Below are 24054 nucleotides of genomic sequence, written 5' to 3'. Positions count from 1 at the left end.
AGATGGGAGATAAACCTATATCCTTTCGTGATAAAGACGGAAATTTTGTCTCTGCTGCAGACGTTTGGAATGCGGAAAAATTGGAAGAACTCTTTAATAAGCTGAATCCCAAACGTAAGTTACGGTTAGAACGGGAAAAATTAGCAGCATCCAGTGAAAATTAGGAATCAGGAGAAGAAAATGGCAAAAACAATTCACACAGACAAAGCACCGGCAGCAATTGGACCTTATGTTCAAGGAAAAATTGTGGGCAATCTTTTATTTGCAAGTGGGCAAGTTCCTCTTTCACCAGAAACAGGTGAAATTGTTGGAGAAACCATCCAAGAACAAACCCAACAAGTCTTGAAAAATATTGCTGCTATCCTTGAGGAAGCTGGAACGGACTTTGATCACGTGGTTAAAACAACCTGTTTCTTAAGTGATATGAATGATTTTGTACCTTTTAACGAGGTCTACAAAACAGCATTTTCAAGTGAATTTCCAGCACGCTCTGCAGTAGAAGTGGCTCGCTTGCCACGCGACGTCAAAGTTGAAATTGAAGTCATTGCAGAAGTATAGTCTGAATAGAGGAATGCATTCGGGAAATAAGAATGCTGGAGTGAGAGCCATCGACTGACCAACTGGAAAGATGATGGTCTCCTCCTTTTTTGTAAGGAAAAGGTGATTAGGATGACAGATACAGAAAAAACAATTCAACTGGTCATTGTGACAGGAATGAGTGGTGCAGGAAAGACTGTAGCCATTCAATCCTTTGAAGATATGGGCTATTTCACCATCGACAATATGCCACCAGCTCTCTTGCCGAAATTTATTGAGCTGATTCAACTGTCGATGGACAACAATAAGTTGGCTCTTGTAGTGGATATGCGGAGCCGGTCTTTCTTCGCAGAAATTCGCTCCATTTTGGACGAATTAGAGAACCACGAGGGGATTGATTTTAAAATTCTCTTTTTGGATGCGACCGATAGTGAATTGGTTGCTCGCTACAAAGAGACCCGTCGAAGTCATCCACTGGCAGCTGATGGGCGCGTCTTGGATGGGATTACGTTGGAACGGGAACTTTTGGCTCCACTTAAAAACATGAGTCAAAATGTCATTGATACGACGGAACTAACTCCTCGTAATCTTCGAAAAGTGATTGCTGAACAATTCTCCAGACAAGATAGCCAGCCTGAGTTTCGGATTGAAGTCATGTCCTTTGGTTTTAAGTATGGTTTGCCTTTAGATGCGGACTTGGTCTTTGATGTTCGTTTCCTACCGAATCCTTATTACCAACCAGAGCTACGGAATCAAACAGGCTTGGATGATGATGTCTATAACTATGTCATGGACCATCAAGAATCAGAGGAGTTTTATCGTCATCTTTACGATTTGATTGCTCCTATCTTGCCTGCATACAAACGAGAAGGAAAATCCGTTTTGACGATTGCAGTGGGCTGTACAGGTGGACAACACCGTTCAGTAGCCTTTGCAGCTCGTCTTGGACGGGATCTAGCGAAAGATTGGACGGTGAATATGAGTCATCGCGACAAAGATCGACGGAAAGAAACGGTGAATCGTTCATGAGAAAACCAAAGATGACCGTCATCGGAGGCGGTACAGGGATTTCCGTTATTTTGGACAGCCTTCGAAAAAAAGATGTTGAAATTACAGCTATTGTGACAGTGGCGGATGATGGTGGTAGTTCTGGAGAACTTCGAAAAAATATTCATCAATTGACACCACCGGGCGACTTGCGAAATGTGCTAGTAGCCATGTCAGACATGCCTCGCTTTTATGAAAAAGTCTTTCAATATCGTTTTGCGGAAGACGATGGACCACTAGCTGGGCACCCTCTAGGGAATTTGATTATTGCAGGGATTTCTGAAATGCAGGGATCGACCTATAATGCCATGCAATTGCTGACTAAATTTTTCCATACGACAGGAAAAATCTATCCTTCTAGTGATACACCATTGACCCTTCATGTCGTCTTTATGGATGGGTCAGAGGTGGCTGGTGAGAGTGAAATCGCCCATCATGAGGGCATGATTGATTATGTCTATGTCACCAATACCTATAACGATGAGACGCCGAAAGCGAGTCGAAAAGTAGTAGATGCGATTTTAGAAAGTGATATGGTGATTTTAGGACCAGGATCACTCTTTACATCGATTCTTCCTAATCTAGTGATTGAAGAAATTGGTCAGGCCTTGCTTGAAACAAAAGCAGAGGTCGCTTACGTCTGCAATATCATGACCCAACGTGGGGAGACAGAACACTTTACCGATAGTGACCATGTTTCCGTCCTTCATAAACACTTGAAGAAGCCCTTTATTGATACTGTTTTGGTCAATATTGAAAAAGTCCCTCAAGAATATATGGACACGAATCGCTTTGATGAATACCTGATTCAAGTAGAACACGATTTTGCAGGTCTAAAATCGCAGGTTCCCCGAGTTATTTCAAGCAATTTCCTTCGCTTGGAAAACGGCGGCGCCTTCCACGATGGAGGAGCTGTGGTAGATGAACTGATGCAAATTGTACAGGTGATTAAATGAGTTTTACCATTAAAGTAAAAGAGGAGCTTTTGACCCTACATCGCTTCGAAAAAAGTGAGTTGTCTGCTCTGATTAAGATGTCTGGGAGCTTGGGATTGAGTATGGGGGGCTTAAGCTTGTCCTTGACCACGGAGAATGCTAAGATTGCCCGCCATATCTACGAATTGATTGTAGAGTTTTATCAGGTCAAATCGGACATTCGTCACCACCAAAAAACCAATTTAAAAAAGAATCGCGTCTATACTGTTTCTATCGATGAAAAAGTCGAAGAGATTCTTGCAGACCTGCACTTAGCAGATTCTTTCTTTGGTATAGAGACTGGGATTGACCCAAGAATTTTAGAAGAAGATGAAGCGAGTCGAGCTTATCTGAGAGGCGCTTTCCTAGCAAGTGGGACCATCAAGGATCCGGAGTCTGGCCGCTATCAATTAGAAATTAGCTCTGTTTATTCCGACCATGCTCAGGACTTGGCTAACCTGATGCAACACTTTTTGTTAGATGCCAAGACCATCGAACGCAAAAAAGGAGTCGTTACCTATTTGCAACGGGCAGAGGATATTATTGATTTCCTCATCTTGGTAGAAGCCAAGCAGGCTTTGGAAGAATTTGAGTCTGTCAAGGTCATGCGAGAAGCGCGCAATGATCTCAATCGAGCCAATAATGCTGAAATGGCCAATATTGCGCGCACGGTCACAGCTAGTATGAAGACCATTAACAATATCGTCAAAATCATGGATACCATTGGATTAGGTGGTCTTCCGGTCGAACTTCAGGAAGTTGCCTATGTTCGAATCCAGAATCCCGACTATTCCATCCAGCAAATTGCGGATGCCCTGAAAACTCCCTTAACCAAAAGTGGCGTCAATCATCGCTTGCGAAAAATCAATAAGATAGCAGACGAGCTAGATGAACTATAAGAAAAAACCTTTGAATCATTGATTCAAAGGTTTTTTCTTACAAACTAGTCGAATGGACTGGTTGGACTTTCTTATCTGGATAAATGTAGTTTATAGCATTATTTACTGCAGTAGGAGCTTCACCTAATCCAGTCGCAATCAAGTCGATCTTTCCTTCGTAGAAGCAACAATCCCCACAAGCGTAGATGCCTTCTCGGCTGGTCTCTTGTTTGCGGTTCACCAGGATCTTATGACGTTGGAGGTCCAAGCCCCATTCTTTCAATTTCCCAACGGATGATTTAAAGCCATAATTGACAAAGAGTTCATCGATGGGGAGTAATTGGGTTTCATCTGATTTAACCTTGCTAATTTCCAGATGGCTGGCACGGCCATTTTCTCCGATTAAACGGCTAGGAACATAAGGAGTTTGAATAGAGACGGACGAAGCCTTCAATTCTTCAACGCTGTGTTCGAGAGCGCGGAAATTATCACGACGATGGACCAGAGATGTCGGTGCGATTTTTTCAAAGGCTAGGGCCCAATCGACAGCTGAATCTCCTCCTCCTAGAATAGCAACTTGTTTGCCGGCATATTGTTGGATATTTGAAACATGGTAGTGAACGTTCTCGAATTCTTCAGCCCCATCCACTTCTAAAGGACGAGGTTTAAAGGCACCACCACCCATCGCAATAATAACAGCACGACTGAAATGCTGGTCTTTATTGGTTTCAATGAGGAAGTGATTCTCGTTTTTACGAATGTCCAAAACGGTTTCGTTCAGACAAATGTCAGTCTCGAATGTTTCTAATTGATCGATCAACCGTTGGGACAATTCTTCTCCAGTCAGGTTCGTAAAACCAGGGACATCCAGGATTCGTTTTTCAGGATAGAGAATAGCGGGTTGACCACCTAGTTGAGGAAGGGAATCAATCAATTTTACTTTTACTTGACGCATATGGCCATAGAAGGCAGCAAAGAGTCCTACAGGGCCTCCACCGATAATGGTAATGTCATAGATTTCAGACATGAGATCTCCTTTGTGATGTGTAACTAGTCCTATTGTATCATAATTCGGAGATAAATAGAAAGTGGAGGAGGGTACAAGGATTAAAAAGAATGAATCAGGGGATTGAGATATATTTTTTAAAAATAATGTTCGGTTTATTTACAAGTGTTCGATAATCTGTTAGAATAAATTATTATTATTTTTTTTATAAGGAGATTATTCAAAAATGCAATTTGATTTTTGGGTTAAAGTTGCGACCGAATTTATTGCAACAGCATTATTGATTATTTTAGGAAATGGTGCCGTTGCAAACGTTGAGTTGAAGGGTACCAAGGGGCATCAAAGTGGATGGCTCGTGATTGCGATTGGCTACGGAATAGGTGTTATGATGCCAGCCTTGATGTTTGGTAACGTTTCTGGTAACCATATCAACCCTGCCTTTACGATTGGTCTTGCAGTTAGCGGACTCTTCCCTTGGGAAAATGTTTTATACTACATCGTTGCTCAACTTCTTGGGGCTATGTTTGGGCAATTGGTTGTCGTTGCGACTCACCGTCCTTACTACCTTCAAACTGAAAATCCAAACAATATCTTGGGAACATTCTCAACGATTTCTAGCTTGGATAAAGGAACTCCAGAATCACGTAAAGCAGCAACCATCAATGGTTTCGTCAATGAGTTTGCTGGATCATTCGTCCTTTTCTTCGGTGCACTTGCCTTGACAAAACACTTCTTTGGTGCAGAGGTTGCTTCTCTAGCTCAAAGAGCAGCGACTGAGCAGGGAGGGATTTTTGATGCTTCTTCAACAGCCGCAAAATTGGCTTTGTCACAAGCACATGCTCCTGGTTTAGGAGTGGCTCACTTGGCACTTGGATTCCTCGTTATGGCTTTGGTGACATCACTTGGTGGTCCTACAGGACCTGGTTTGAACCCTGCACGTGACCTTGGTCCACGTTTGGTTCACGCTTTCCTTCCAAAATCTGTTTTAGGTGAACACAAGGGAGATTCAAAATGGTGGTACGCTTGGGTACCAGTTGTAGCACCAATCTTGGCTGCAATCGTTGCTATTGCCCTCTTTACCTTCCTTTATAAGTAAGACCAGAACACTTTTCGTAGACATTACGGAAAGTGTTTTTTTAAGAAAGTTTCGTGTAGAAACAATAATTAAGTCTGTTTTTTTATGGGGCTTTAATTGTGTTATTTTAATAAAGGAGTTAGTAGCTTGTTAATTATAATTATTACCATCTGCTTATTATTTTTATATTTCTTAATGCATCATCTAATTCAGCAGTCAAAGAATCCTACAGGAATACTCGGGAAAGGAATGATGAAAATTTGGAATTATACTTATTTTCCTATGTATGTGTGGGCAACCAGACAACTGGATAAAAATGATGTCCATAGAATACTAGATGTAGGAGTAGGAAACGGTCGTTCAAGTATCTTTTTGAAAGAAATCTATCCAAGAAGTACAGTTATAGGAATCGATAGTTCAGCAACTGCTATCTCAGAAGCGAAGGATTCGGAAAGTTTAAACCTTAAGTTTGAACGAAAAGATGTTAGAAAGACAGGTTATCCTGATGAAACGTTTGATTTAATAACAGGCTTTCAAACGCATTTTCATTGGGAGGATATAGAGACTTCATTTACGGAGTTAAGAAGAGTTCTTACATCAGATGGACTGCTTTTGCTAGCTTGTGAATGGCAAAAATTAGTTTATTTCTTGCCACAATTCAAAGTGGAGGATGAGTTTAGTAAGTTCTTGTCGTCAAAAGGACTGAATCTTTTAACAAGTCAGAAGAGTGGGCGATGGATTCTTTATAAGATTGTAAAAGAGACGAATTAAGTCAGTAAATGCTTATTATTAGGAGTAGGGATGAAAGAAAGGAATATAATAAAAGATAATAGAAGAGCTGGTTATTTTAGTTTTCTATATTATTTGCATGAGGAGAAAGAGTTTCATTCAGACGCACTTGTTGCTCTTTGTCAGTATCTAGAAAGGATGGATTCTGTTAGTCTTGAGCAACTGAAAGACTTACGTTGGATTGAATGTCAAATTTTGCGCCATATGGTCTATCATTTTGATCCAAATGATCTAAGTAGAATTCGCAATCTCCCAACGAATTATTGGGAGGAATTGGAAGCATTCGAACAAGTAGTGTCAAAGCTTTATGATCGTTATGAATGAAAGGATTTTCCAAAATCTGAAATTCTAGCACAGTTTTGAAGCTAAGATGATGGTGAGAGATGAATTCCTTTAACTTTTTCTTGACAATCTACAGAATTCCGTGTAGAATAGAATAGATCTTGAACTTGAAGGGAGTGAAAAACATGTCAAAAACAGTAGTACGTAAGAATGAATCTCTTGACGATGCTCTTCGTCGTTTCAAACGCGCGGTTACTAAAGCTGGTACTCTTCAAGAAACACGCAAACGTGAATTCTATGAAAAACCTTCTGTAAAACGTAAACGTAAATCAGAAGCAGCTCGTAAACGTAAAAAATTCTAATTGAATACAAGAACAGACTTCGGTCTGTTTTTTGTTTCTCTAGAAAAATTGAAGATAAAAAACCCGACCTTCTAGCTAGAAGATCGGATCTTTTTATCTGATTATTTGTTTGCAAGCAAGTCGCGGATTTCAGCAAGCAACTCTTCTTGAGTAGGAGCAGCTTCTTCTTCAGCAGCTTCCTCTTTTTTACCAAGGTTTTGAGCTTTCTCAGCAGCTTTTACTACGAAGAAAAGAACAGTACCAACAACAAGGAAGTTGATAACAGCGCTCAAGAAGCTACCGTAAGCAACACCGTTCCATGACAATTGTGCAATCTTTTCAACACCAGCAGCTTTCATAGCTGGGTTCAAAATAAGTGGAGTGATGATATCGTTAACAAATGATGTTACGATAGCTCCAAATGCAGCTCCGATAACGACTGCGACAGCAAGGTCAACAATATTCCCACGAAGGAGAAAAGCTTTCAAATCTTTTAACATATCCTAAATATGTCCTTTCATAATAAATTTTTACAGAGCATAGTATAACTGAAATTTTTTTCGTATTCAATAAATATGCTCAAATTTTTTTAAAAAGTTGATTTAAGGAAAATGGAGGCTTTCAAAACTCAGGAAAAATGTGGAAAAATCGGGTGAAAATCAATGCGGATGATTTACAATTGACAAAAATTAGTTTAAAATAGTTAATGATATTCTATGGTAAAATGGAGGCACTGTTTATGGTTGACAAACAACTGATTTCAGAAATTAAAAACAGTGTGAATATTGTAGATGTAATCGGAGAAGTCGTTCAATTGACAAAGGCAGGACGAAACTTTTTAGGTCTCTGCCCTTTTCATGGTGAAAAGACCCCTTCTTTCAATGTGGTCGAGGATAAACAATTCTATCATTGTTTTGGTTGTGGTCGCTCAGGCGATGTTTTTAAGTTTATTGAAGACTATCGTGGTGTCTCCTTCATGGAAGCTGTTCAAATTGTCGGAGATCAGGTGGGCATTCGTGTCCAGACTCTTCCTCCAAGTCAGTCTAGGCCCCAACAAGCAGATGGGAAACAGCCCTTCTATGAGATACATCAAGAGGCTGCCAAGTTCTATCATGCCATCCTGATGACGACAAAGATGGGTGAAGAGGCTCGGCAATACTTGTATGACCGAGGGCTTGATGATGAGGTTCTTCGGCATTTTCAAATAGGGCTTGCACCAGCAGAAGGAAATTATTTGCTTCAGAGTGTTTCAGGGAAGTTTTCAGAAAATATTCTGGCCGACTCAGGTTTATTTCATATTAGTGATAGGGGGACCATGTATGATGCGTTTCAAGATCGCATCATGTTTCCCTTGTCGGATGATACTGGTCGAGTCATTGCCTTTTCTGGTCGACTCTGGCGTGAATCAGCTGAGGGAGCAAAGCCTCAGGGGAAATACAAGAACAGCCGCGCTACGCTCCTTTTTAACAAGAGTTATGAGCTCTACCATTTGGACAAGGCCAAGCAGGTCGCTAAGAAAAACCATGAGCTTTATCTGATGGAAGGATTCATGGATGTCATCGCAGCCTACCGAGCTGGGATTGAGAATGCCGTCGCTTCCATGGGAACAGCCCTCACGCAGGAACATGTGGCCCATCTGAGCAAATTTACCAAAAAGGTTATCTTGGCCTATGATGGGGATAAGGCGGGAAGGCTAGCGACAGCAAAGGCTTTGGAAGTCCTGGAAAAACAGGAGGTAGAGGTCGTCCAGATTCCTGATCAGATGGACCCAGACGAGTATCTCAATAAGAATTCTCCTCAAGCTTTGGCGGACTTATTGGAAAAAACACGTCTCAGTCGCGTAGAGTTTCTCATGGATTATTGGAAGCCAGATAATATTGAAAATTTGCAGGCGCAGATTGAATTTGTCGAAAAAATGGCTCCTTTAATAGCTCAGACGCCATCTGTAACGGCACAAAATACCTACATTTATAAATTAGCCGATCTCTTGGTCGACTTTGATTATTTGCAGGTAGAACAGACGGTTAATGCTAGTCGACTTCAGATGCGTAGCCAGCGTCAGGAGCAAGGACAAGTTCAGACACAGGCTCCAGTTGCTAGTCCAACTGTCGTGCAAAAGCAACTACCTCGCCTGGTTCGGGCTGAGAATCATCTCCTTCATCGGATGAAGGACTTTCCTTATGTTTTAAATGAATATCGTCTTCGGACAGATTTTTCATTTGATACTCCTGCCTTGCAAACCTTGTACCAACTTCTTTGTCAAAATGGAGAAGTGACATCGCAGGATTTGTCAGAGCAGACAGAGGAAGTGCAACGGGCTTGGTATCTGATGCTAGAAGAAAACTTACCGGATGAAATAGCGGAGAATGAGTTGGAAGAAGTGGAAGAAACGAGAAATCGGGAACTTCTCCGTAAAGAAAGTCAACAAATAGGAAAAAAAGTCCGAGAAGCCTCTCACAGTGGAGATGCGGATCAGGCTTTATTGGAACTCGAGCGCTTAATCGCTCAAAAAAGAAGAATGGAGTAGGAATGGCGAAAGAACAAAAAGATATCACAACTTTAGATGTCCAAATTGCAGAGTTTATTCGTAGTCATAAAAAAAGTGGTACTGCAACAGATGATGAAATCAATGATCAATTGGTCATTCCTTTTACCTTGGATGCCGATGGGATTGATGATTTGTTGCAACGGATTCAAGATGCTGGAATTTCCATCACAGATAAGGAAGGAAATCCAAGTGCGCGTGTCTTGAACAATGAAGAGGAAGAACCAGAGTTGACGGATGAAGAATTGCTTGGAAGCAACTCTGCCAAGGTCAATGACCCAGTACGGATGTACTTGAAAGAAATTGGGGTCGTTCCTCTTTTAACCAATGAAGAAGAGCAAGAATTGGCCATCTTGGTGGAACAAGGAGACTTGGAAGCCAAGCAACGTTTGGCAGAAGCCAACCTTCGTTTGGTTGTTTCTATTGCGAAGCGCTATGTTGGACGTGGGATGCAATTCTTGGATTTGATCCAAGAAGGAAATATGGGTTTGATGAAGGCCGTTGATAAGTTTGACTATACCAAAGGGTTCAAGTTCTCTACTTATGCGACTTGGTGGATTCGTCAGGCCATCACTCGTGCTATTGCAGACCAAGCCCGTACTATTCGAATTCCTGTACACATGGTGGAAACCATCAACAAGCTGGTTCGTGAACAACGCAATCTCTTGCAAGAATTGGGACAAGATCCAACACCTGAACAAATCGCTGAACGCATGGATATGACGCCTGATAAGGTCCGTGAAATCTTGAAGATTGCTCAAGAGCCTGTTTCTCTTGAAACACCAATCGGGGAAGAAGACGATAGCCATTTGGGAGATTTCATCGAAGACGAAGTGATTGAAAATCCAGTCGACTACACCACTCGAGTGGTTCTACGCGAACAGTTGGATGAAGTCCTCGATACTTTGACAGACCGGGAAGAAAACGTGCTTCGTTTACGTTTCGGTTTGGATGATGGAAAAATGCGGACCTTGGAAGATGTGGGGAAAGTCTTTAACGTGACACGTGAACGGATCCGTCAAATCGAAGCCAAAGCCCTCCGCAAACTCCGCCACCCAAGCAGAAGCAAACCATTGCGTGACTTTATAGAGGATTAAAAAGGTCCGGGGGACCTTTTTAACCCGAGCCCAGAAATTCGGAAGCGAGGAATGTCCAGGGGATCTTTTTAACGGTCGCCTAGAAATATAAAAGCGACCCATGTCCGGGGGACCTTTTTAACCCGAGCCCAGAAATTCGGAAGCGAGGAATGTCCGGGGGATCTTTTTAACGGTCGCCTAGAAAAAGAAGAGCGACCCATGTCCGGGGGACCTTTTTAACCCGAGTCGAGCAATTTGATAGCGATTCAGGGTTGGGGGAATAGCTATGGAGCCCCTAGGATAATGGGATTGCTGTAAACAAAAAAATTCTTCCTGGGGTTGAACCGAGTGAAGAAGGAGAGAAGAATGAGTTATACGACAGAAGAAATCGAACAAATTAAAAACCGTATTCTTGAAAATCTAGAGCAGGTCATCGATCCTGAATTAGGTATTGATATTGTCAACCTCGGTTTGGTCTACGAAATTCGGTTTGATGGTGAAACCGGCGAAACAGAAATCGATATGACCCTAACCACCATGGGTTGCCCATTAGCAGACTTGCTGACGGATCAGATTTATGATGCCTTAACAGGAATGGAAGAAGTGACCAAGGTTGATGTGAAATTGGTCTGGTATCCAGCTTGGACGGTTGAGAAGATGAGTCGCTATGCGCGGATTGCATTGGGAATTAAATAAATAGTTTTAAAGGAGGGACAGATGTTCCTCTTTTTTTAGTGAAGATGGTTTGGATGTCAAATAGTACGAACATTCTATCTTCTTTTACGATTATATCTTGCAATCACTTCTTAGTAAGGTTATAATAGAATCATTATTAAATTAAGGAGAAGATTATGAATCAGTACCCTTTGGTCTACTTAGACCATGTTCAAAAAGTGTATGGTAAGCATATTGCCTTATACGATGTTAGTGTCAATATTCAACCGGGTCGTATCATTGGCTTGTTAGGACCAAACGGAAGTGGGAAAACCACTATTATCAAATTAGTGAATGGGCTTTTGCAACCAACTTCTGGTAATGTCTATATCCATGGCCAAGTGCCGTCTGCAAAAACCAAACAAGTCGTTTCTTATTTACCAGATACAACTTATTTGGATGAGAATATGAAGATTTCAGAAACCCTTCGTTTCTTCCAAGACTTCTATAAAGATTTCAATGTGCAACGTGCTTATCAATTGTTGAACGATTTACAATTGCACCCAGAGCAAAAGTTGAAACAACTCTCTAAAGGGAATAAAGAAAAAGTTCAATTAATTTTGGTCATGAGCCGTGAAGCGGATTTGTACATTCTCGATGAACCAATTGGTGGAGTGGACCCTGCTGCGCGTGACTACATTCTTAGAACCATCATTCAAAATCGTCGTCCAAACTCATCTGTATTGATTTCAACCCACTTGATTGCGGACGTTGAACAAGTCTTGGATGAAGCACTCTTTATCAATCAAGGTCGTATTCTGTTGCATGAAAACACAACTGTTCTTCGCAACCAATACGGTAAATCGATTGATGAGATCTTCCGTGAACAATTTAGAATGTATTAGGAGGTTCTTATGTTTGGGAAATTAATGAAATATGAATTAAAAGCAACCTATAAGTGGTATCTCATTATTTCGGGTGTGCTTGCTATTCTCTCTATTTTTGCTGGTTTGCTAGGTTCAAGTATCATTACTGGTGCAGCAAGCTATTCAGCAGATACAGCTTCTACTATTGGGGGAATTATTGTCTTGGTCATTTTTGCGGGTTACATTGGCTTGACCTTGACCAACTATATCATTATTATTCGTCGTTTTTACAACAATATTTTTGGTCGCGAAGGGTATTTGACCTGGACCCTGCCAACTAGCTCTCATACTGTTTTACTTGCAAAAGCGACATCTGCTTTGATTTGGAGTATCTTCTGTTTTATTAGCTTGATCCTTTCTTTGCTTATTTTCTTAGGAGTGATCGGTCTTGCTCATCAACAGAATATCTTTGAGTTGTTTGGTCTGTTTCTTGGACGTATTGGTGCCCCTCTGCTCTGGCAAATCTTGTTCTTCCAATTGTTAGCAACCATCTCAGGAATTTTAATGCTTTACTGTGCGATTTCACTGGGTCAACTCTTTATTAACAATCGTGTCGTGATGGCCTTTGTCTTTGGATTTATTCTTTGGATCGTCCTCAGCATCATTGGAAGAATGTTCCCTACAGTGGATCTATCCAGTCTTTCATATCTGTCAAGTGGCTATTATGATACTCTTAGTGATGTCTTGGTTGTTAACTTTGTTCCAGCCTATATCTATGAACTAGTAAAAATTGTAGCGATGTACTTTACCGTTCATTATGTAACAAAATTCAAATTGAACTTACAATAAGAATGAAAGAGGAAGGAATTCCTCTTTTTCTTTTGCCATTTTATCCAAAAAATGATACACTTGAGTATATCATTTTGGGGTCGTTACGGATTCGACAGGCATTATGAGGCATATTTTGCGACTCGTGTGGCGACGTAAACGCTCAGTTAAATATAACTGCAAAAAATAACACTTCTTACGCTCTAGCTGCCTAAAAACCAGCAGGCGTGACCCGATTCGGATTGCTCGCGTCTGATGACAGGTCTTAATTTTAGCGAGATACGATCAAACTTTGTCTAGCAGTTTGATAAGAGATTGATAGACTCGCAGTTTCTTGGCTTGAGTTATGTGTCGAGGAGCTGTTAAAGCAATACATAACCTATGGTTGTAGACAAATATGTTGGCAGATGTTTGGACGTGGGTTCGACTCCCACCGGCTCCATTTTTATATATGCAAACGACAAATCCTTGTCGTTTTTTGTTTCCTTAAATTCTATCAAGCAATGATATTTTGTGAGGGATTCCTAAATTTTTTGTTGACAGGAGGAGCGCTTTTCCGTATAATGGATACTAGTTTGGAAGATTACTCAAGAGGCTTAAGAGGCCGTGTTGGAAACGCGGTAGGCGTGTAACAGCGTGCGTGGGTTCGAATCCCATGTCTTCCGTAAGAGAAAGGAAAGCAGATCAGTTGATCTGTTTTTTTTTGTTAGGCAGGATTGGCAATGGGTAAGAGTGTCTTCTTTGTCGGATTTCCTGTATAATAGAAGGTAAGAACGGACGAAAAGGAGTGCAAGGTGATTACACAACTGGACACAAAATCGGTTTATACCTTTATGGACAGTTTAGTCTCTATTCGAGACTATATTCAGCGTGCCAAAGAAATGGGTTACCAACAAATTGGTCTCATGGATATAGATAATTTATATGGGGCCTACGAGTTTTTAGAAGAGTGCCAAAAAGCTGGTATTGGGGCTGTCCTAGGTCTTGATTTGGAAGTTGATTTACCAACGGGTCCTTTGTCTATCCGTTTGCTTGCGTTAGGTACCGTAGGTTATAAACATTTAATCAAGATTTCCAGCATGAAAATGATGGGGACAACTGACTGGTCGGCCTTTCAACACTTGTTGGATGATCTAGCCATCATCGTTCCCTATTTTGAAGGGATTGAGTATTTAGACTTGGGCCAAGACTTTGCGATTGGTGTCTTTCCAGATACTCCAGCGAAACAGTTTTCTCGTCCTGTTTTCCCCCTCCATACAGTCCGCTATTTTTCTACGAGTGATTTGGAAAGTCTTCAGATGCTCCATGCCATTCGTAATAATTGCAGTCTGAAGGAAGTAGGAGCTGTTGACACTTCTATGATGTTACTGCCACCAGAAAAGTTGGAGCGGGCCTTTGCTCATAATTATCCAGATAGTATTTCTTATCTAGAGAAGACCCTTGCGACTGTTCATTATGAGATTGATACGCAGTTGAAGCTTCCCCGTTTTAATCCAGAGAAACCTGCAGTCGAGGAATTGCGTGAGTTGGCTGAGGAGGGCTTGAGAAGCAAGGGGCTGGACCAGACGGTTTACCAAGAGCGTTTGCGTCATGAATTAGCTGTCATCCATCAGATGGGCTTTGATGACTACTTCTTGATTGTCTGGGATTTGTTACGGTTTGGTCGAAGCCAAGGTTACTATATGGGGATGGGCCGTGGCTCAGCAGTTGGTAGTCTAGTAGCCTACGCCTTAGATATCACAGGGATTGATCCGGTCAAGAACAATCTCCTCTTTGAGCGTTTCTTGAACTTAGAGCGCTATACCATGCCAGATATTGATATTGATATTCCGGATGTCTATCGTCCCAAATTTATCCAGTATGTTAAAAATCGCTACCGCAGTCCTCATGTGGCCCAAATTGTGACCTTCTCAACTTTTGGAGCCAAACAAGCTATTCGAGATGTTTTTAAGAGATTTGGAACCCCAGAGTATGAGTTAACCAATCTCACCAAGCGGATTGGCTTACGGGATACCTTAGCTTCTGCTTATGAAAAGAATGTAGCTTTTCGCCAAGCCATCCAAAGTCGCCCAGAATACCGGAAGGGCTATGAAATTGCGAAGAGGATTGAAGGGCAACCACGCCAGACCTCGATTCATGCAGCAGGAGTCGTCATGAGTGGAGAAGACCTCACTAATCAAATCCCAATCAAGATGGGTGAGGAGATGAATCTGACCCAATATGATGCCCATGGTGTTGAGGCAAATGGTCTGCTCAAGATGGACTTCTTAGGACTCCGAAATTTGACCTTTGCTCAACGGATGCAGGAAGCAGTAAAGGAAAAATATCAAAAGGATATTAAGATTGAGGATATTCCTCTAGAAGATCCGGAAACGATTGCTTTGTTTGCTGCGGGAAATACCAAGGGAATCTTCCAGTTTGAGCAAGCGGGAGCTATTCGTTTGCTTAGAAGAGTTCAACCCAATTGTTTTGAGGAGATTGTTGCGACAACTTCCTTGAACCGACCTGGGGCTAGTGACTATATTGATAATTTCGTCAAACGCAAGCACGGCAAAGAGAAGGTGGATATGATCGATCCTAGTTTGGAAGGCATTCTAGCACCAACTTATGGCATCATGCTCTATCAGGAGCAAGTCATGCAGGTGGCCCAGACCTTTGCTGGCTTTAGTCTAGGAAAAGCCGATATCCTCAGACGGGCCATGGGGAAAAAGAATGTTGCAGAAATGCATCGGATGGAAGATGACTTTATCAAAGGTGCTGTCGCGCTTGGGCACAGTGCAGAAAAAGCCAAGCAAGTTTTTGCTATTATGGAAAAATTTGCTGGCTATGGCTTCAACCGTTCCCATGCCTATGCCTACTCAGCCTTGGCCTTCCAATTGGCTTACTTTAAAGTCCATTATCCAGATGTCTTCTTTGACATTATGCTCAACTACTCTAGTAGTGATTACTTGACCGATGCGCTCCAATTTGATTTCCAAGTAGCTCCTTTGACTATTAATACCATTCCTTATAAGGATAAGTTCCAAGATCAGAAGATTTATCTAGGAATGAAAAATATCAAAGGTCTTCCAAAAGATCTAGCCTATTGGATTATTGACCAACGCCCCTTTGAGAGCATTGAAGATTTTATCTTGCGCTTGCCTAGCCAATACCACAAACTTCCTCTTTTAACGCCACTGGTAGAATTAGGCTTGTTTGACTGCTTTGAAAAGAATCGCAGAAAAGTCCTTCAGAACCTTCCTAACCTATTTGTCTTTGCGGATGAATTGGGGAGTTTGTTTGGGGAAGCCAATTATTCCTGGATGGATGCCGAGGATTATAGCAAGGCTGAGAAGTATGAAATGGAGCAGAGGGTCATTGGGGTCGGTCTCAGCCCTCATCCTCTGGTGGAAATTGTAGCAGCAAGTAGCAAACCGACTCGACCGATCGCCTCTTTAAGCGAAGGAGAACAGGCCACTATCCTGGTTGAAGTTCAATCGATCCGGACCATCCGAACCAAAAATGGAGAAAATATGGCCTTTTTACAAGTTTCCGATCTCCAAAAGAAGATGGATGTCACTCTTTTTCCTGATACTTATCGCCACTATAGCTCAAAAATAAGAGAGAAGGGCTATTACTATCTCAAAGGAAAAGTGCAATCTAGAGATGGTCGTCTTCAGATGGTTTTAATGGAAGCAGAAGAAGCCACCAATCAGCGTTTTTGGATTCAATTGTTTGATCACCAGGAGGACCGGGCAGTCTTAGATATTTTAAAAGCTTATCCAGGTCCTTATCCTGTCGTTATTCGCTATGAAGAGGAGAAAAAGACCATTCAATTAAAAGGAGTTTCCGTCCAGAAAAACGAGAAGTTAGAAAATGAACTGGCAAGTATTGCTATGAAAACGATTTATCGATAAAATCTACGGAAAATAGGAGAAATTTGAGCCTCTTTGTGTTATAATCATTTAGAATGTAAAAGAAAAAAAAGGAGCAAATATCGAAATGAAACGTATTGCTGTTTTAACCAGTGGAGGAGATGCCCCTGGAATGAATGCTGCTATCCGTGCAGTTGTTCGCCAAGCAATTTCTGAAGGAATGGAAGTATTTGGTATCTATAATGGATACGCTGGTATGGTTGCTGGTGATATCCATCAATTGGATGCTTCATCAGTTGGAGATATTATTTCTCGTGGTGGAACAATGCTTCATTCAGCTCGCTATCCTGAATTTGCTGAACGCGAAGGTCAATTAAAAGGGATCGAGCAGTTGAAAAAACATGGAATCGAAGGTGTTGTCGTTATCGGTGGTGATGGATCATACCACGGAGCGATGCGTTTGACTGAACATGGTTTCCCAGCTGTAGGACTTCCTGGAACAATTGACAATGATATCGTTGGTACAGATTTCACAATCGGGTTTGATACAGCAGTTACAACTGTTATGGACGCGATTGATAAGATCCGCGATACCTCATCTAGTCACCACCGTACTTTCGTTATCGAGGTAATGGGACGTCACGCAGGGGATATTGCCCTTTGGTCTGGTATTGCTTCTGGTGCGGATGAAATTATCATTCCAGAAGAAGGCTTTGCTATCGAAGATGTCGTTGAGAGCATCAAGAAGGGCTACGAAAAAGGTCGTACACACAACATCATCGTTCTTGCTGAAGGTGTGATGTCAGCTGCTGAATTTGGTAAAGCCTTGAAAGATGCCGGAGATACAAGCGATCTTCGTGTAACAGAACTTGGACATATCCAACGTGGTGGTTCACCTACTGCGCGTGACCGTGTTCTTGCTTCACGTTTGGGTGCACATGCTGTTAAGTTGCTGAAAGCTGGTATCGGTGGCGTAGCCGTTGGTATCCGCAATGAACAAATGGTGGAAAACCCAATTCTTGGTAGTGCAGAAGAAGGTGCACTCTTTAGCTTAACTGAAGATGGTAAGATCAAAGTGAACAACCCTCACAAGGCTGACTTGAACCTTGCAGAGTTGAACCGTAGCTTATCTTCTATTTAATATTTATTTGTTAAAATTTGTCTAAAAAGACAGTGTATTTTAAAAGGAGTCATAGAAATCATGAACAAACGTGTAAAAATCGTTGCAACCTTAGGTCCTGCGGTAGAAATCCGTGGTGGTAAAAAATTTGGTGATGATGGATATTGGGGTGAAAAACTTGACGTTGAAGCTTCAGCACAAAACATTGCTAAATTGATCGAAGCTGGAGCAAACACTTTCCGTTTCAACTTCTCACACGGTGACCACCAAGAACAAGGTGATCGTATGGCAACAGTTAAACGTGCAGAAGAAATCGCTGGTAAAAAAGTTGGTTTCCTTCTTGATACAAAAGGTCCAGAAATCCGTACAGAGTTGTTCGAAGGCGATGCTAAAGAGTACTCTTATACAACTGGTGAAAAGATCCGTGTTGCGACTAAACAAGGAATCAAATCAACTCGTGAAGTGATTGCCTTGAACGTTGCTGGCGCACTTGACATCTACGATGACGTTGAAGTTGGTCGCCAAGTATTGATCGACGATGGTAAATTGGGTCTTCGTGTTGTAGAAAAAGACGATGCAAGTCGTGAATTCATCGTTGAAGTTGAAAACGACGGTGTGATCGCAAAACAAAAAGGTGTCAACATCCCTAACACAAAAATTCCTTTCCCAGCTCTTGCTGAACGCGATAACGACGATATCCGTTTTGGTTTGGAACAAGGTATCAACTTCATCGCGATCTCATTCGTACGTACTGCAAAAGACGTGAACGAAGTTCGTGCTATCTGTGAAGAAACTGGTAACGGTCACGTTCAATTGTTCGCGAAAATCGAAAACCAACAAGGTATCGATAACTTGGATGAAATCATTGAAGCAGCTGATGGTATCATGATTGCTCGTGGTGACATGGGTATCGAAGTACCATTCGAAATGGTTCCAGTTTACCAAAAAATGATCATCACAAAAGTGAATGCTGCTGGTAAAGTTGTTATCACTGCAACAAACATGCTTGAAACAATGACTGAAAAACCACGTGCAACTCGTTCAGAAGTATCAGACGTATTTAACGCTGTTATCGACGGAACTGATGCTACAATGCTTTCAGGTGAGTCTGCAAATGGTAAATACCCACTTGAGTCTGTTCGCACAATGGCTACCATCGACAAGAACGCTCAAACTCTTCTTAACGAATACGGACGTTTGAACTCAGATTCATTCGAACGTAACTCTAAGACAGAAGTTATGGCTTCAGCTGTTAAAGACGCTACAAACTCAATGAACATCAAATTGGTTGTAACTTTGACTAAGACTGGTCACACTGCACGTTTGATTTCTAAATACCGTCCAAATGCTGATATCTTGGCATTGACATTTGACGAATTGACAGAGCGTGGATTGATGTTGAACTGGGGTGTCATCCCAATGTTGACAGATGCTCCATCATCAACTGATGATATGTTCGAAATCGCAGAACGTAAAGCAGTAGAAGCAGGTCTTGTACAATCTGGTGACGATATCGTAATCGTTGCAGGTGTGCCACTTGGTGAAGCTGTTCGTACAAATACAATGCGTATCCGTACAGTACGTTAATCTAACCAATAAACAAACCTTGTTCTCTAAGCATAAAAGCTTGGAGGCAAGGTTTTTCTTTTTAGACCAATTTCTGACAATTTAGGATTGTGGGCCTTTTTTATTGTCTAATAAAATGGTATAATGGAATGAACTGAAAGGGGGGATAGGAATGTCGAAAAGGGATTTGATTCGGAATATTATCATCATTGGAATATTGGGCTTGGTACTCCTTACTTTGCGCCTATTTGTTTTTCAACCATTGTGGGTATCTGATCAAATGGCCAATGCCTCCGTTAAGAAAGATGATTTAGTATTAGCGACTAAAAAGGGGAAGATTGATCGAACAGACTTGGTCCTCTATCATGTAAAAGAGAAACAATATCTTGGACGTGTCATTGCGATAGAGAGCGATGAGGTCAGCTATGTGGATGATGTCTTTTATCTGAATGGTGTAGCTACAGCAGAGCCATATTTGGACAAGATGAAGACCAAACATTTGGCGGCACCAAGTGGTGATTATTTTACAAATGATTTTTTCTCTAGGGAACTTAAGGGAACTAAGGCTGGAAAAGTACCAAGTAATAGTTACTTAGTCCTAAATGATGATCGCAACAATACCAAAGACAGTCGTGAATTTGGTTATATTCAAGCAGATCAGATTGAAGGTGTTGTCGATTTCAGATTGTACCCCCTAAATAAATTTGGTTTTATTAAAGAAGAAGAATAGTCCGGAAGGGCTATTTTTTCTTACAAAAAAACTACTGCAGAAATGAATTGCAGTAGCTTTTTATTCTTGTTAGATTGAGGTAGAGAGTTCTATTTTTCCTGTTTACTGGTAATTTGGTGAAAGACCTTTTGCCAGTGTTCATGACGCCGCCAGAGACTGGTGTGGATCTGGTTATTTAACTCATAGCGAATCAATTTGGTCTTTTGACTGATGGATTCGATTTCGAAATTCTTAAACGGAATTTGATGTTCTTCCTGCAAACGGACCAGGTCCTCCTTGTGACTTTCTTGGCCATACTCATTGATGAGGATGAAGTTGTCTGCCAGGAGGGTTTGGTATTCCTGTTGAGCCTGCAAACGTTCCTCATAGGTCTTTAATTTGAGAAGGACATTGTCCAAAATCTCATCTTCAGGGATAGAACTTGGCTCCACATGGACGTCAATGTCAAAGACTCCAAATTTTTCCTTGAGAAGGCGCTCGACCTCTTCGGTAATGGCATGGCTCTCATAAACAGAGAGGTCTGGATTCATTTCAATGACGACATCCAGGTAGATATTGCTTCCGTAGGTTCGTCCCCGTTGGGATTTGACCCGGCTGACCTTTGGCAATTCCAGAATAGCCGCCTTGTATTTATCCAGGAGACTTTCATCAAACCCATCAGATAGACTGAAGGAGGATTCGATGAAAATATCGTAGGCGGTTTTTAGGATAAAGAAGGTGATGACAATGGCCACCAATTGGTCCACAATGGGGTAGTTGAGAGCGCTAGCCCCAATCGCAACAGAGGTTCCTAAAGAAGTGACCACGTCAGAGAGGTTATCTTTGGCAGCTGCATTGAGGGCCTTGGATTGGGCTTTCTTGGCTAAAGTGCGGTTATGAAGATAGACCGCAAACATGACAAGGGCTGACCCAACTCCAACAATGGCTCCTAAAGGATCAATAACAGTTGTTTCCCTGCTGAGAATTTTTTGAACCGTATCTCGTAGGACATCGAAGCCCACATAAAACATGATGATGGACGTCACCAGGCTAGCTAGATCTTCGATCTTCCAATGACCGAACCGGTGGTCACGGTCAGCTGGCTGGCGGGCTAAGCGAATGCCAATGAGAAGGGCGACGTTGCTGATAATATCGGATAAGTTATTAAAACCATCAGCGACCAAACTGGAGGAGTGAAGCAGGTGGCCTGTTGCTAATTTAGCTGCGGAAAGAATCAGGTAGGCGACAATACTGATCAGGGCTCCACGTTCGGCTAGTTTTAAATTACTTTGTGATCGATTCACTTAGACCTCCTCCAGACTTCTGTAGATTTCCTCCTAAGCGACAAACTTGGATCGTTGTTGATGAGGAAATATTCGTTCTTCTTAAGGCTTTATTATAGCTTTTTTGAGTACAAAATTCAAATGATGCCAACTGTTTCCAAAAGGAGAAAGGGCGAAAATGTGGTATAATAGAACGATTGAATGAATGAGGAGTATGAGATGAATCCTTTATTGAATGGTATGAATGATCGCCAAGCAGAGGCGGTCCAAACGACAGAAGGTCCCCTCTTGATCATGGCGGGGGCTGGTTCTGGTAAGACACGTGTCTTGACCCACCGCATCGCTTACTTGATCGATGAAAAAATGGTCAATCCTTGGAATATTTTGGCCATTACCTTTACCAATAAAGCCGCTCGGGAAATGAAGGAGCGGGCTTATCAGTTGAATCCAGCCACCCAAGATTGCTTGATTGCCACCTTCCACTCTATGTGTGTGCGCATCCTCCGTCGTGATGCGGATCACATTGGCTACAACCGCAACTTCACCATTGTCGACCCGGGTGAGCAACGGACCTTGATGAAGCGGATTTTGAAGTCCTTGAACTTGGATCCTAAAAAATGGAATGAACGGACCATCTTGGGGACTATTTCCAATGCCAAAAATGACCTGATCGATGAAGTGGCCTACGTCGCCCAAGCGGGGGATATGTATACCCAGATCGTCGCCAAGTGTTATGAGGCTTACCAAAAGGAACTCCGTCAGTCAGAAGCAGTGGACTTTGATGATTTGATCATGCTGACCCTGCGTCTTTTTGATCAGCATCCAGATGTGCTGACCTATTACCAGCAGAAGTTTCAATACATCCACGTAGACGAGTATCAAGATACAAACCATGCCCAATACCAATTGGTCAAACTCTTGGCTTCACGTTTTAAAAATATCTGTGTCGTTGGGGATGCGGACCAGTCTATTTATGGCTGGCGGGGAGCAGATATGCAGAATATCCTGGACTTTGAGAAGGATTATCCTGATGCCAAGGTCGTCCTCCTAGAAGAGAATTACCGCTCGACTAAAACCATCCTGCAAGCAGCCAATGATGTCATTAAAAACAATAAAAATCGTCGTCCTAAGAATCTTTGGACCCAAAATGCTGACGGGGAAGAGATTGTCTACTACCGGGCTAATGACGAGCAGGATGAAGCGGTCTTTGTTGCTAAAACGATTGAAGAGCTCAGTCGCGAAGCTGGCTACAAACACCGTGATTTTGCCGTTCTCTACCGGACCAATGCTCAGTCCCGGACCATTGAAGAAGCGCTGCTCAAGTCTAACATTCCCTACACCATGGTAGGGGGCACCAAGTTCTACAGCCGGAAGGAAATTCGGGATATCATTGCTTATCTAAACTTGATTGCCAACCTTAGTGACAATATCAGTTTTGAGCGCATTATCAATGAACCCAAGCGGGGAATCGGGCCAGGTACAGTGGATAAGATTCGTGACTTTGCTCAAATGCAAGAGTCCTCACTTCTAGATGCTTCGGCTAATATCATGCTCTCAGGCATCAAAGGAAAGGCTGCCCAAGCCATCTGGGACTTTGCCAATCTCATTCTTGATTTGAGAGAAAGATTGGACCAGCTGACCATTACAGAATTGGTCGAAGAAGTCCTTGACAAGACAGGCTATATGACAGCCCTAACCAATCAGGGAAATTTGGAAAGTCAGGCCCGCATCGAGAATATCCAAGAGTTCCTATCTGTTACCAAGAATTTTGATGAAAACGGAGAGACCGTCGAAGACGAATCAGGTGTGGAGACCCTGAGTCGCTTCTTGAACGATTTGGCTTTGATTGCCGATACAGATGATGGAGCTCAAGAGACCTCAGAAGTCACCTTGATGACCCTTCACGCGGCTAAAGGATTGGAGTTTCCAGTCGTCTTCTTGATTGGGATGGAAGAAAATGTCTTTCCTCTTAGTCGAGCAGCTGAGGATCCGGATGAATTGGAAGAAGAGCGTCGCCTAGCATATGTAGGAATCACGCGGGCAGAGAAGGTTCTCTTCTTGACCAATGCCAACTCTCGTTTGCTCTTTGGACGGACCAGCTACAACCGCCCGACGCGTTTCATCAATGAAATTAGCTCGGATTTATTGACCTACCAGGGCTTGGCCCGTCCAGCCAACACTAGCTTTAAGGCTTCTTATAGCAATGGAGGCGGAACAACCTTTGGAAAAGGAATGAGCCTGTCACAAGCCCTTCAAGAGCGCAAGAGACAAGCAGCTCCAAGTGCCCTCACGTCATCAAGCCTCCCCTTTGGCAATAGCAACCGTTCTAGCACCAAAGAAAGTGTCGCTTGGGCCATTGGTGATATTGCCATTCACAAGAAGTGGGGCGAAGGAACCGTGCTTGAAGTATCTGGTAGTGGTAGTACCCAAGAACTCAAGATCAACTTCCCAGAAGTGGGTCTCAAAAAACTCTTGGCCAGTGTCGCGCCGATTGAGAAGAAATAAACTAAAGCCAGTAAGCTAAGTCCACTGTTTCAGATTATAAATAAGCAACATCTTTTCAGAAATCTAAAGTTATTACTGAATGAGACTATTGAAAAAAATATTTTGGAACTAGTGCAAAA

General features: G+C 42.1%; 22 protein-coding genes, 1 tRNA gene and 1 other RNA gene. 21 read left to right on the top strand and 3 right to left on the bottom strand.

Annotation, left to right across the window (positions count from 1 at the left end; genetic code table 11):
* Positions 1–2: 2 nt before the first annotated feature.
* The 5 genes from LXO72_RS04590 to whiA all read left to right on the top strand — a co-directional run bounded on the left by LXO72_RS04590 (position 3) and on the right by whiA (position 3457).
* A complete protein-coding gene (locus LXO72_RS04590; RefSeq protein WP_006596601.1) occupies positions 3–164 on the top strand; it encodes a hypothetical protein in 162 nt (53 codons plus the stop codon).
* A 16-nt stretch (positions 165–180) separates the two neighbouring features.
* Entirely contained in the window at positions 181–558 is a 378-nt protein-coding gene (locus tag LXO72_RS04585; protein ID WP_125335397.1) for a RidA family protein, read from the top strand.
* A 111-nt stretch (positions 559–669) separates the two neighbouring features.
* Positions 670–1566 (top strand): RNase adapter RapZ, encoded by an 897-nt coding sequence (rapZ, locus tag LXO72_RS04580; protein WP_223355769.1) that lies wholly within the window; start codon positions 670–672, stop codon positions 1564–1566.
* Positions 1563–2540, top strand: a complete 978-nt coding sequence (locus LXO72_RS04575) for a YvcK family protein (protein WP_233331660.1) — start codon at positions 1563–1565, stop codon at positions 2538–2540. Before rapZ ends, LXO72_RS04575 begins: the two co-directional genes overlap by 4 nt.
* Complete coding sequence (whiA, locus tag LXO72_RS04570) at positions 2537–3457, top strand: DNA-binding protein WhiA (protein ID WP_048689373.1); 921 nt, start codon at positions 2537–2539, stop codon at positions 3455–3457. Before LXO72_RS04575 ends, whiA begins: the two co-directional genes overlap by 4 nt.
* 37 nt (positions 3458–3494) lie before the next feature.
* Here whiA and LXO72_RS04565 read toward each other — a convergent pair whose 3' ends face one another.
* Positions 3495–4463 carry an NAD(P)/FAD-dependent oxidoreductase gene (locus LXO72_RS04565; RefSeq protein ID WP_233331659.1) on the bottom strand — a complete coding sequence of 323 codons (969 nt, stop codon included), beginning with the start codon at positions 4461–4463 and terminating at the stop codon, positions 3495–3497.
* Positions 4464–4668: 205 nt separating this feature from the next.
* On the opposite strand from LXO72_RS04565, the gene gla reads away from it, so the two are divergent.
* The 4 genes from gla (at position 4669) to rpsU (ending at position 6950) form a co-directional block, all read left to right on the top strand.
* Positions 4669–5538 carry an aquaglyceroporin Gla gene (gene gla, locus LXO72_RS04560; RefSeq protein ID WP_048689380.1) on the top strand — a complete coding sequence of 290 codons (870 nt, stop codon included), beginning with the start codon at positions 4669–4671 and terminating at the stop codon, positions 5536–5538.
* Positions 5539–5664: 126 nt separating this feature from the next.
* Positions 5665–6288 (top strand): class I SAM-dependent methyltransferase, encoded by a 624-nt coding sequence (locus LXO72_RS04555; protein ID WP_125329602.1) that lies wholly within the window; start codon positions 5665–5667, stop codon positions 6286–6288.
* A gap of 30 nt (positions 6289–6318) precedes the next feature.
* The gene (locus tag LXO72_RS04550; RefSeq protein WP_048689384.1) at positions 6319–6630 is read left to right on the top strand and encodes a hypothetical protein; all 312 of its coding nucleotides are present in this window, start codon (positions 6319–6321) and stop codon (positions 6628–6630) included.
* Positions 6631–6773: 143 nt separating this feature from the next.
* Complete coding sequence (gene rpsU, locus LXO72_RS04545) at positions 6774–6950, top strand: 30S ribosomal protein S21 (RefSeq protein ID WP_000048054.1); 177 nt, start codon at positions 6774–6776, stop codon at positions 6948–6950.
* A 101-nt stretch (positions 6951–7051) separates the two neighbouring features.
* On the opposite strand, the gene mscL is transcribed toward rpsU, so the two are convergent.
* The gene (gene mscL, locus LXO72_RS04540; RefSeq protein WP_048689389.1) at positions 7052–7429 is read right to left on the bottom strand and encodes a large conductance mechanosensitive channel protein MscL; all 378 of its coding nucleotides are present in this window, start codon (positions 7427–7429) and stop codon (positions 7052–7054) included.
* 239 nt (positions 7430–7668) lie between these two features.
* Here mscL and dnaG point away from each other — a divergent pair, with 239 nt between their 5' ends.
* The 11 genes from dnaG (at position 7669) to lepB (ending at position 20168) form a co-directional block, all read left to right on the top strand.
* Complete coding sequence (gene dnaG / locus LXO72_RS04535; RefSeq protein WP_233331658.1) at positions 7669–9456, top strand: DNA primase; 1788 nt, start codon at positions 7669–7671, stop codon at positions 9454–9456.
* Positions 9457–9458: 2 nt separating this feature from the next.
* Complete coding sequence (gene rpoD / locus LXO72_RS04530; RefSeq protein WP_048689399.1) at positions 9459–10571, top strand: RNA polymerase sigma factor RpoD; 1113 nt, start codon at positions 9459–9461, stop codon at positions 10569–10571.
* A gap of 345 nt (positions 10572–10916) precedes the next feature.
* Entirely contained in the window at positions 10917–11246 is a 330-nt protein-coding gene (locus LXO72_RS04525) for a metal-sulfur cluster assembly factor (RefSeq protein ID WP_006596590.1), read from the top strand.
* Positions 11247–11401: 155 nt separating this feature from the next.
* A complete protein-coding gene (locus tag LXO72_RS04520; protein WP_154858461.1) occupies positions 11402–12109 on the top strand; it encodes an ABC transporter ATP-binding protein in 708 nt (235 codons plus the stop codon).
* A 9-nt stretch (positions 12110–12118) separates the two neighbouring features.
* Positions 12119–12919, top strand: a complete 801-nt coding sequence (locus tag LXO72_RS04515) for an ABC transporter ATP-binding protein (protein WP_154858459.1) — start codon at positions 12119–12121, stop codon at positions 12917–12919.
* 76 nt (positions 12920–12995) lie between these two features.
* Positions 12996–13343: a transfer-messenger RNA gene (ssrA, locus tag LXO72_RS04510) on the top strand.
* A gap of 132 nt (positions 13344–13475) precedes the next feature.
* Positions 13476–13563 (top strand) — tRNA-Ser (locus LXO72_RS04505).
* A gap of 129 nt (positions 13564–13692) precedes the next feature.
* Positions 13693–16794 (top strand): DNA polymerase III subunit alpha, encoded by a 3102-nt coding sequence (locus LXO72_RS04500; RefSeq protein ID WP_233331657.1) that lies wholly within the window; start codon positions 13693–13695, stop codon positions 16792–16794.
* An 85-nt stretch (positions 16795–16879) separates the two neighbouring features.
* A complete protein-coding gene (pfkA, locus tag LXO72_RS04495) occupies positions 16880–17893 on the top strand; it encodes a 6-phosphofructokinase (protein ID WP_023026651.1) in 1014 nt (337 codons plus the stop codon).
* A 60-nt stretch (positions 17894–17953) separates the two neighbouring features.
* On the top strand, positions 17954–19459 hold the full coding sequence (pyk, locus tag LXO72_RS04490) for a pyruvate kinase (protein WP_154852450.1): 1506 nt from the start codon (positions 17954–17956) through the stop codon (positions 19457–19459).
* A 151-nt stretch (positions 19460–19610) separates the two neighbouring features.
* Positions 19611–20168 carry a signal peptidase I gene (lepB, locus tag LXO72_RS04485; protein WP_048689111.1) on the top strand — a complete coding sequence of 186 codons (558 nt, stop codon included), beginning with the start codon at positions 19611–19613 and terminating at the stop codon, positions 20166–20168.
* An 89-nt stretch (positions 20169–20257) separates the two neighbouring features.
* On the opposite strand, the gene LXO72_RS04480 is transcribed toward lepB, so the two are convergent.
* Positions 20258–21451 (bottom strand): cation diffusion facilitator family transporter, encoded by a 1194-nt coding sequence (locus tag LXO72_RS04480; RefSeq protein ID WP_233331656.1) that lies wholly within the window; start codon positions 21449–21451, stop codon positions 20258–20260.
* Between the two features lie 198 nt (positions 21452–21649).
* Here LXO72_RS04480 and pcrA point away from each other — a divergent pair, with 198 nt between their 5' ends.
* Positions 21650–23935: a DNA helicase PcrA gene (gene pcrA, locus LXO72_RS04475; RefSeq protein WP_195214049.1), complete on the top strand. Its 2286-nt coding sequence runs from the start codon at positions 21650–21652 to the stop codon at positions 23933–23935.
* Positions 23936–24054 lie beyond the last annotated feature (119 nt).

Origin of the sequence: Streptococcus sp. XMC, assembly GCF_021341835.1 — a bacterium.
In the GTDB taxonomy this organism is placed as follows: Bacteria; Bacillota; Bacilli; order Lactobacillales; family Streptococcaceae; genus Streptococcus.
This window is presented reverse-complemented; position numbering and strand designations above follow the sequence as displayed.

Coding starts and splice junctions, on each gene's coding strand:
- LXO72_RS04590 (WP_006596601.1), top strand. CDS start 3: ATGGGAGATAAACCTATATCCTTTCGTGATAAAGACGGAAATTTTGTC.
- LXO72_RS04585 (WP_125335397.1), top strand. CDS start 181: ATGGCAAAAACAATTCACACAGACAAAGCACCGGCAGCAATTGGACCT.
- rapZ (WP_223355769.1), top strand. CDS start 670: ATGACAGATACAGAAAAAACAATTCAACTGGTCATTGTGACAGGAATG.
- LXO72_RS04575 (WP_233331660.1), top strand. CDS start 1,563: ATGAGAAAACCAAAGATGACCGTCATCGGAGGCGGTACAGGGATTTCC.
- whiA (WP_048689373.1), top strand. CDS start 2,537: ATGAGTTTTACCATTAAAGTAAAAGAGGAGCTTTTGACCCTACATCGC.
- LXO72_RS04565 (WP_233331659.1), bottom strand. CDS start 4,463: ATGTCTGAAATCTATGACATTACCATTATCGGTGGAGGCCCTGTAGGA.
- gla (WP_048689380.1), top strand. CDS start 4,669: ATGCAATTTGATTTTTGGGTTAAAGTTGCGACCGAATTTATTGCAACA.
- LXO72_RS04550 (WP_048689384.1), top strand. CDS start 6,319: ATGAAAGAAAGGAATATAATAAAAGATAATAGAAGAGCTGGTTATTTT.
- rpsU (WP_000048054.1), top strand. CDS start 6,774: ATGTCAAAAACAGTAGTACGTAAGAATGAATCTCTTGACGATGCTCTT.
- mscL (WP_048689389.1), bottom strand. CDS start 7,429: ATGTTAAAAGATTTGAAAGCTTTTCTCCTTCGTGGGAATATTGTTGAC.
- dnaG (WP_233331658.1), top strand. CDS start 7,669: ATGGTTGACAAACAACTGATTTCAGAAATTAAAAACAGTGTGAATATT.
- rpoD (WP_048689399.1), top strand. CDS start 9,459: ATGGCGAAAGAACAAAAAGATATCACAACTTTAGATGTCCAAATTGCA.
- LXO72_RS04525 (WP_006596590.1), top strand. CDS start 10,917: ATGAGTTATACGACAGAAGAAATCGAACAAATTAAAAACCGTATTCTT.
- LXO72_RS04520 (WP_154858461.1), top strand. CDS start 11,402: ATGAATCAGTACCCTTTGGTCTACTTAGACCATGTTCAAAAAGTGTAT.
- LXO72_RS04515 (WP_154858459.1), top strand. CDS start 12,119: ATGTTTGGGAAATTAATGAAATATGAATTAAAAGCAACCTATAAGTGG.
- pfkA (WP_023026651.1), top strand. CDS start 16,880: ATGAAACGTATTGCTGTTTTAACCAGTGGAGGAGATGCCCCTGGAATG.
- pyk (WP_154852450.1), top strand. CDS start 17,954: ATGAACAAACGTGTAAAAATCGTTGCAACCTTAGGTCCTGCGGTAGAA.
- lepB (WP_048689111.1), top strand. CDS start 19,611: ATGTCGAAAAGGGATTTGATTCGGAATATTATCATCATTGGAATATTG.
- pcrA (WP_195214049.1), top strand. CDS start 21,650: ATGAATCCTTTATTGAATGGTATGAATGATCGCCAAGCAGAGGCGGTC.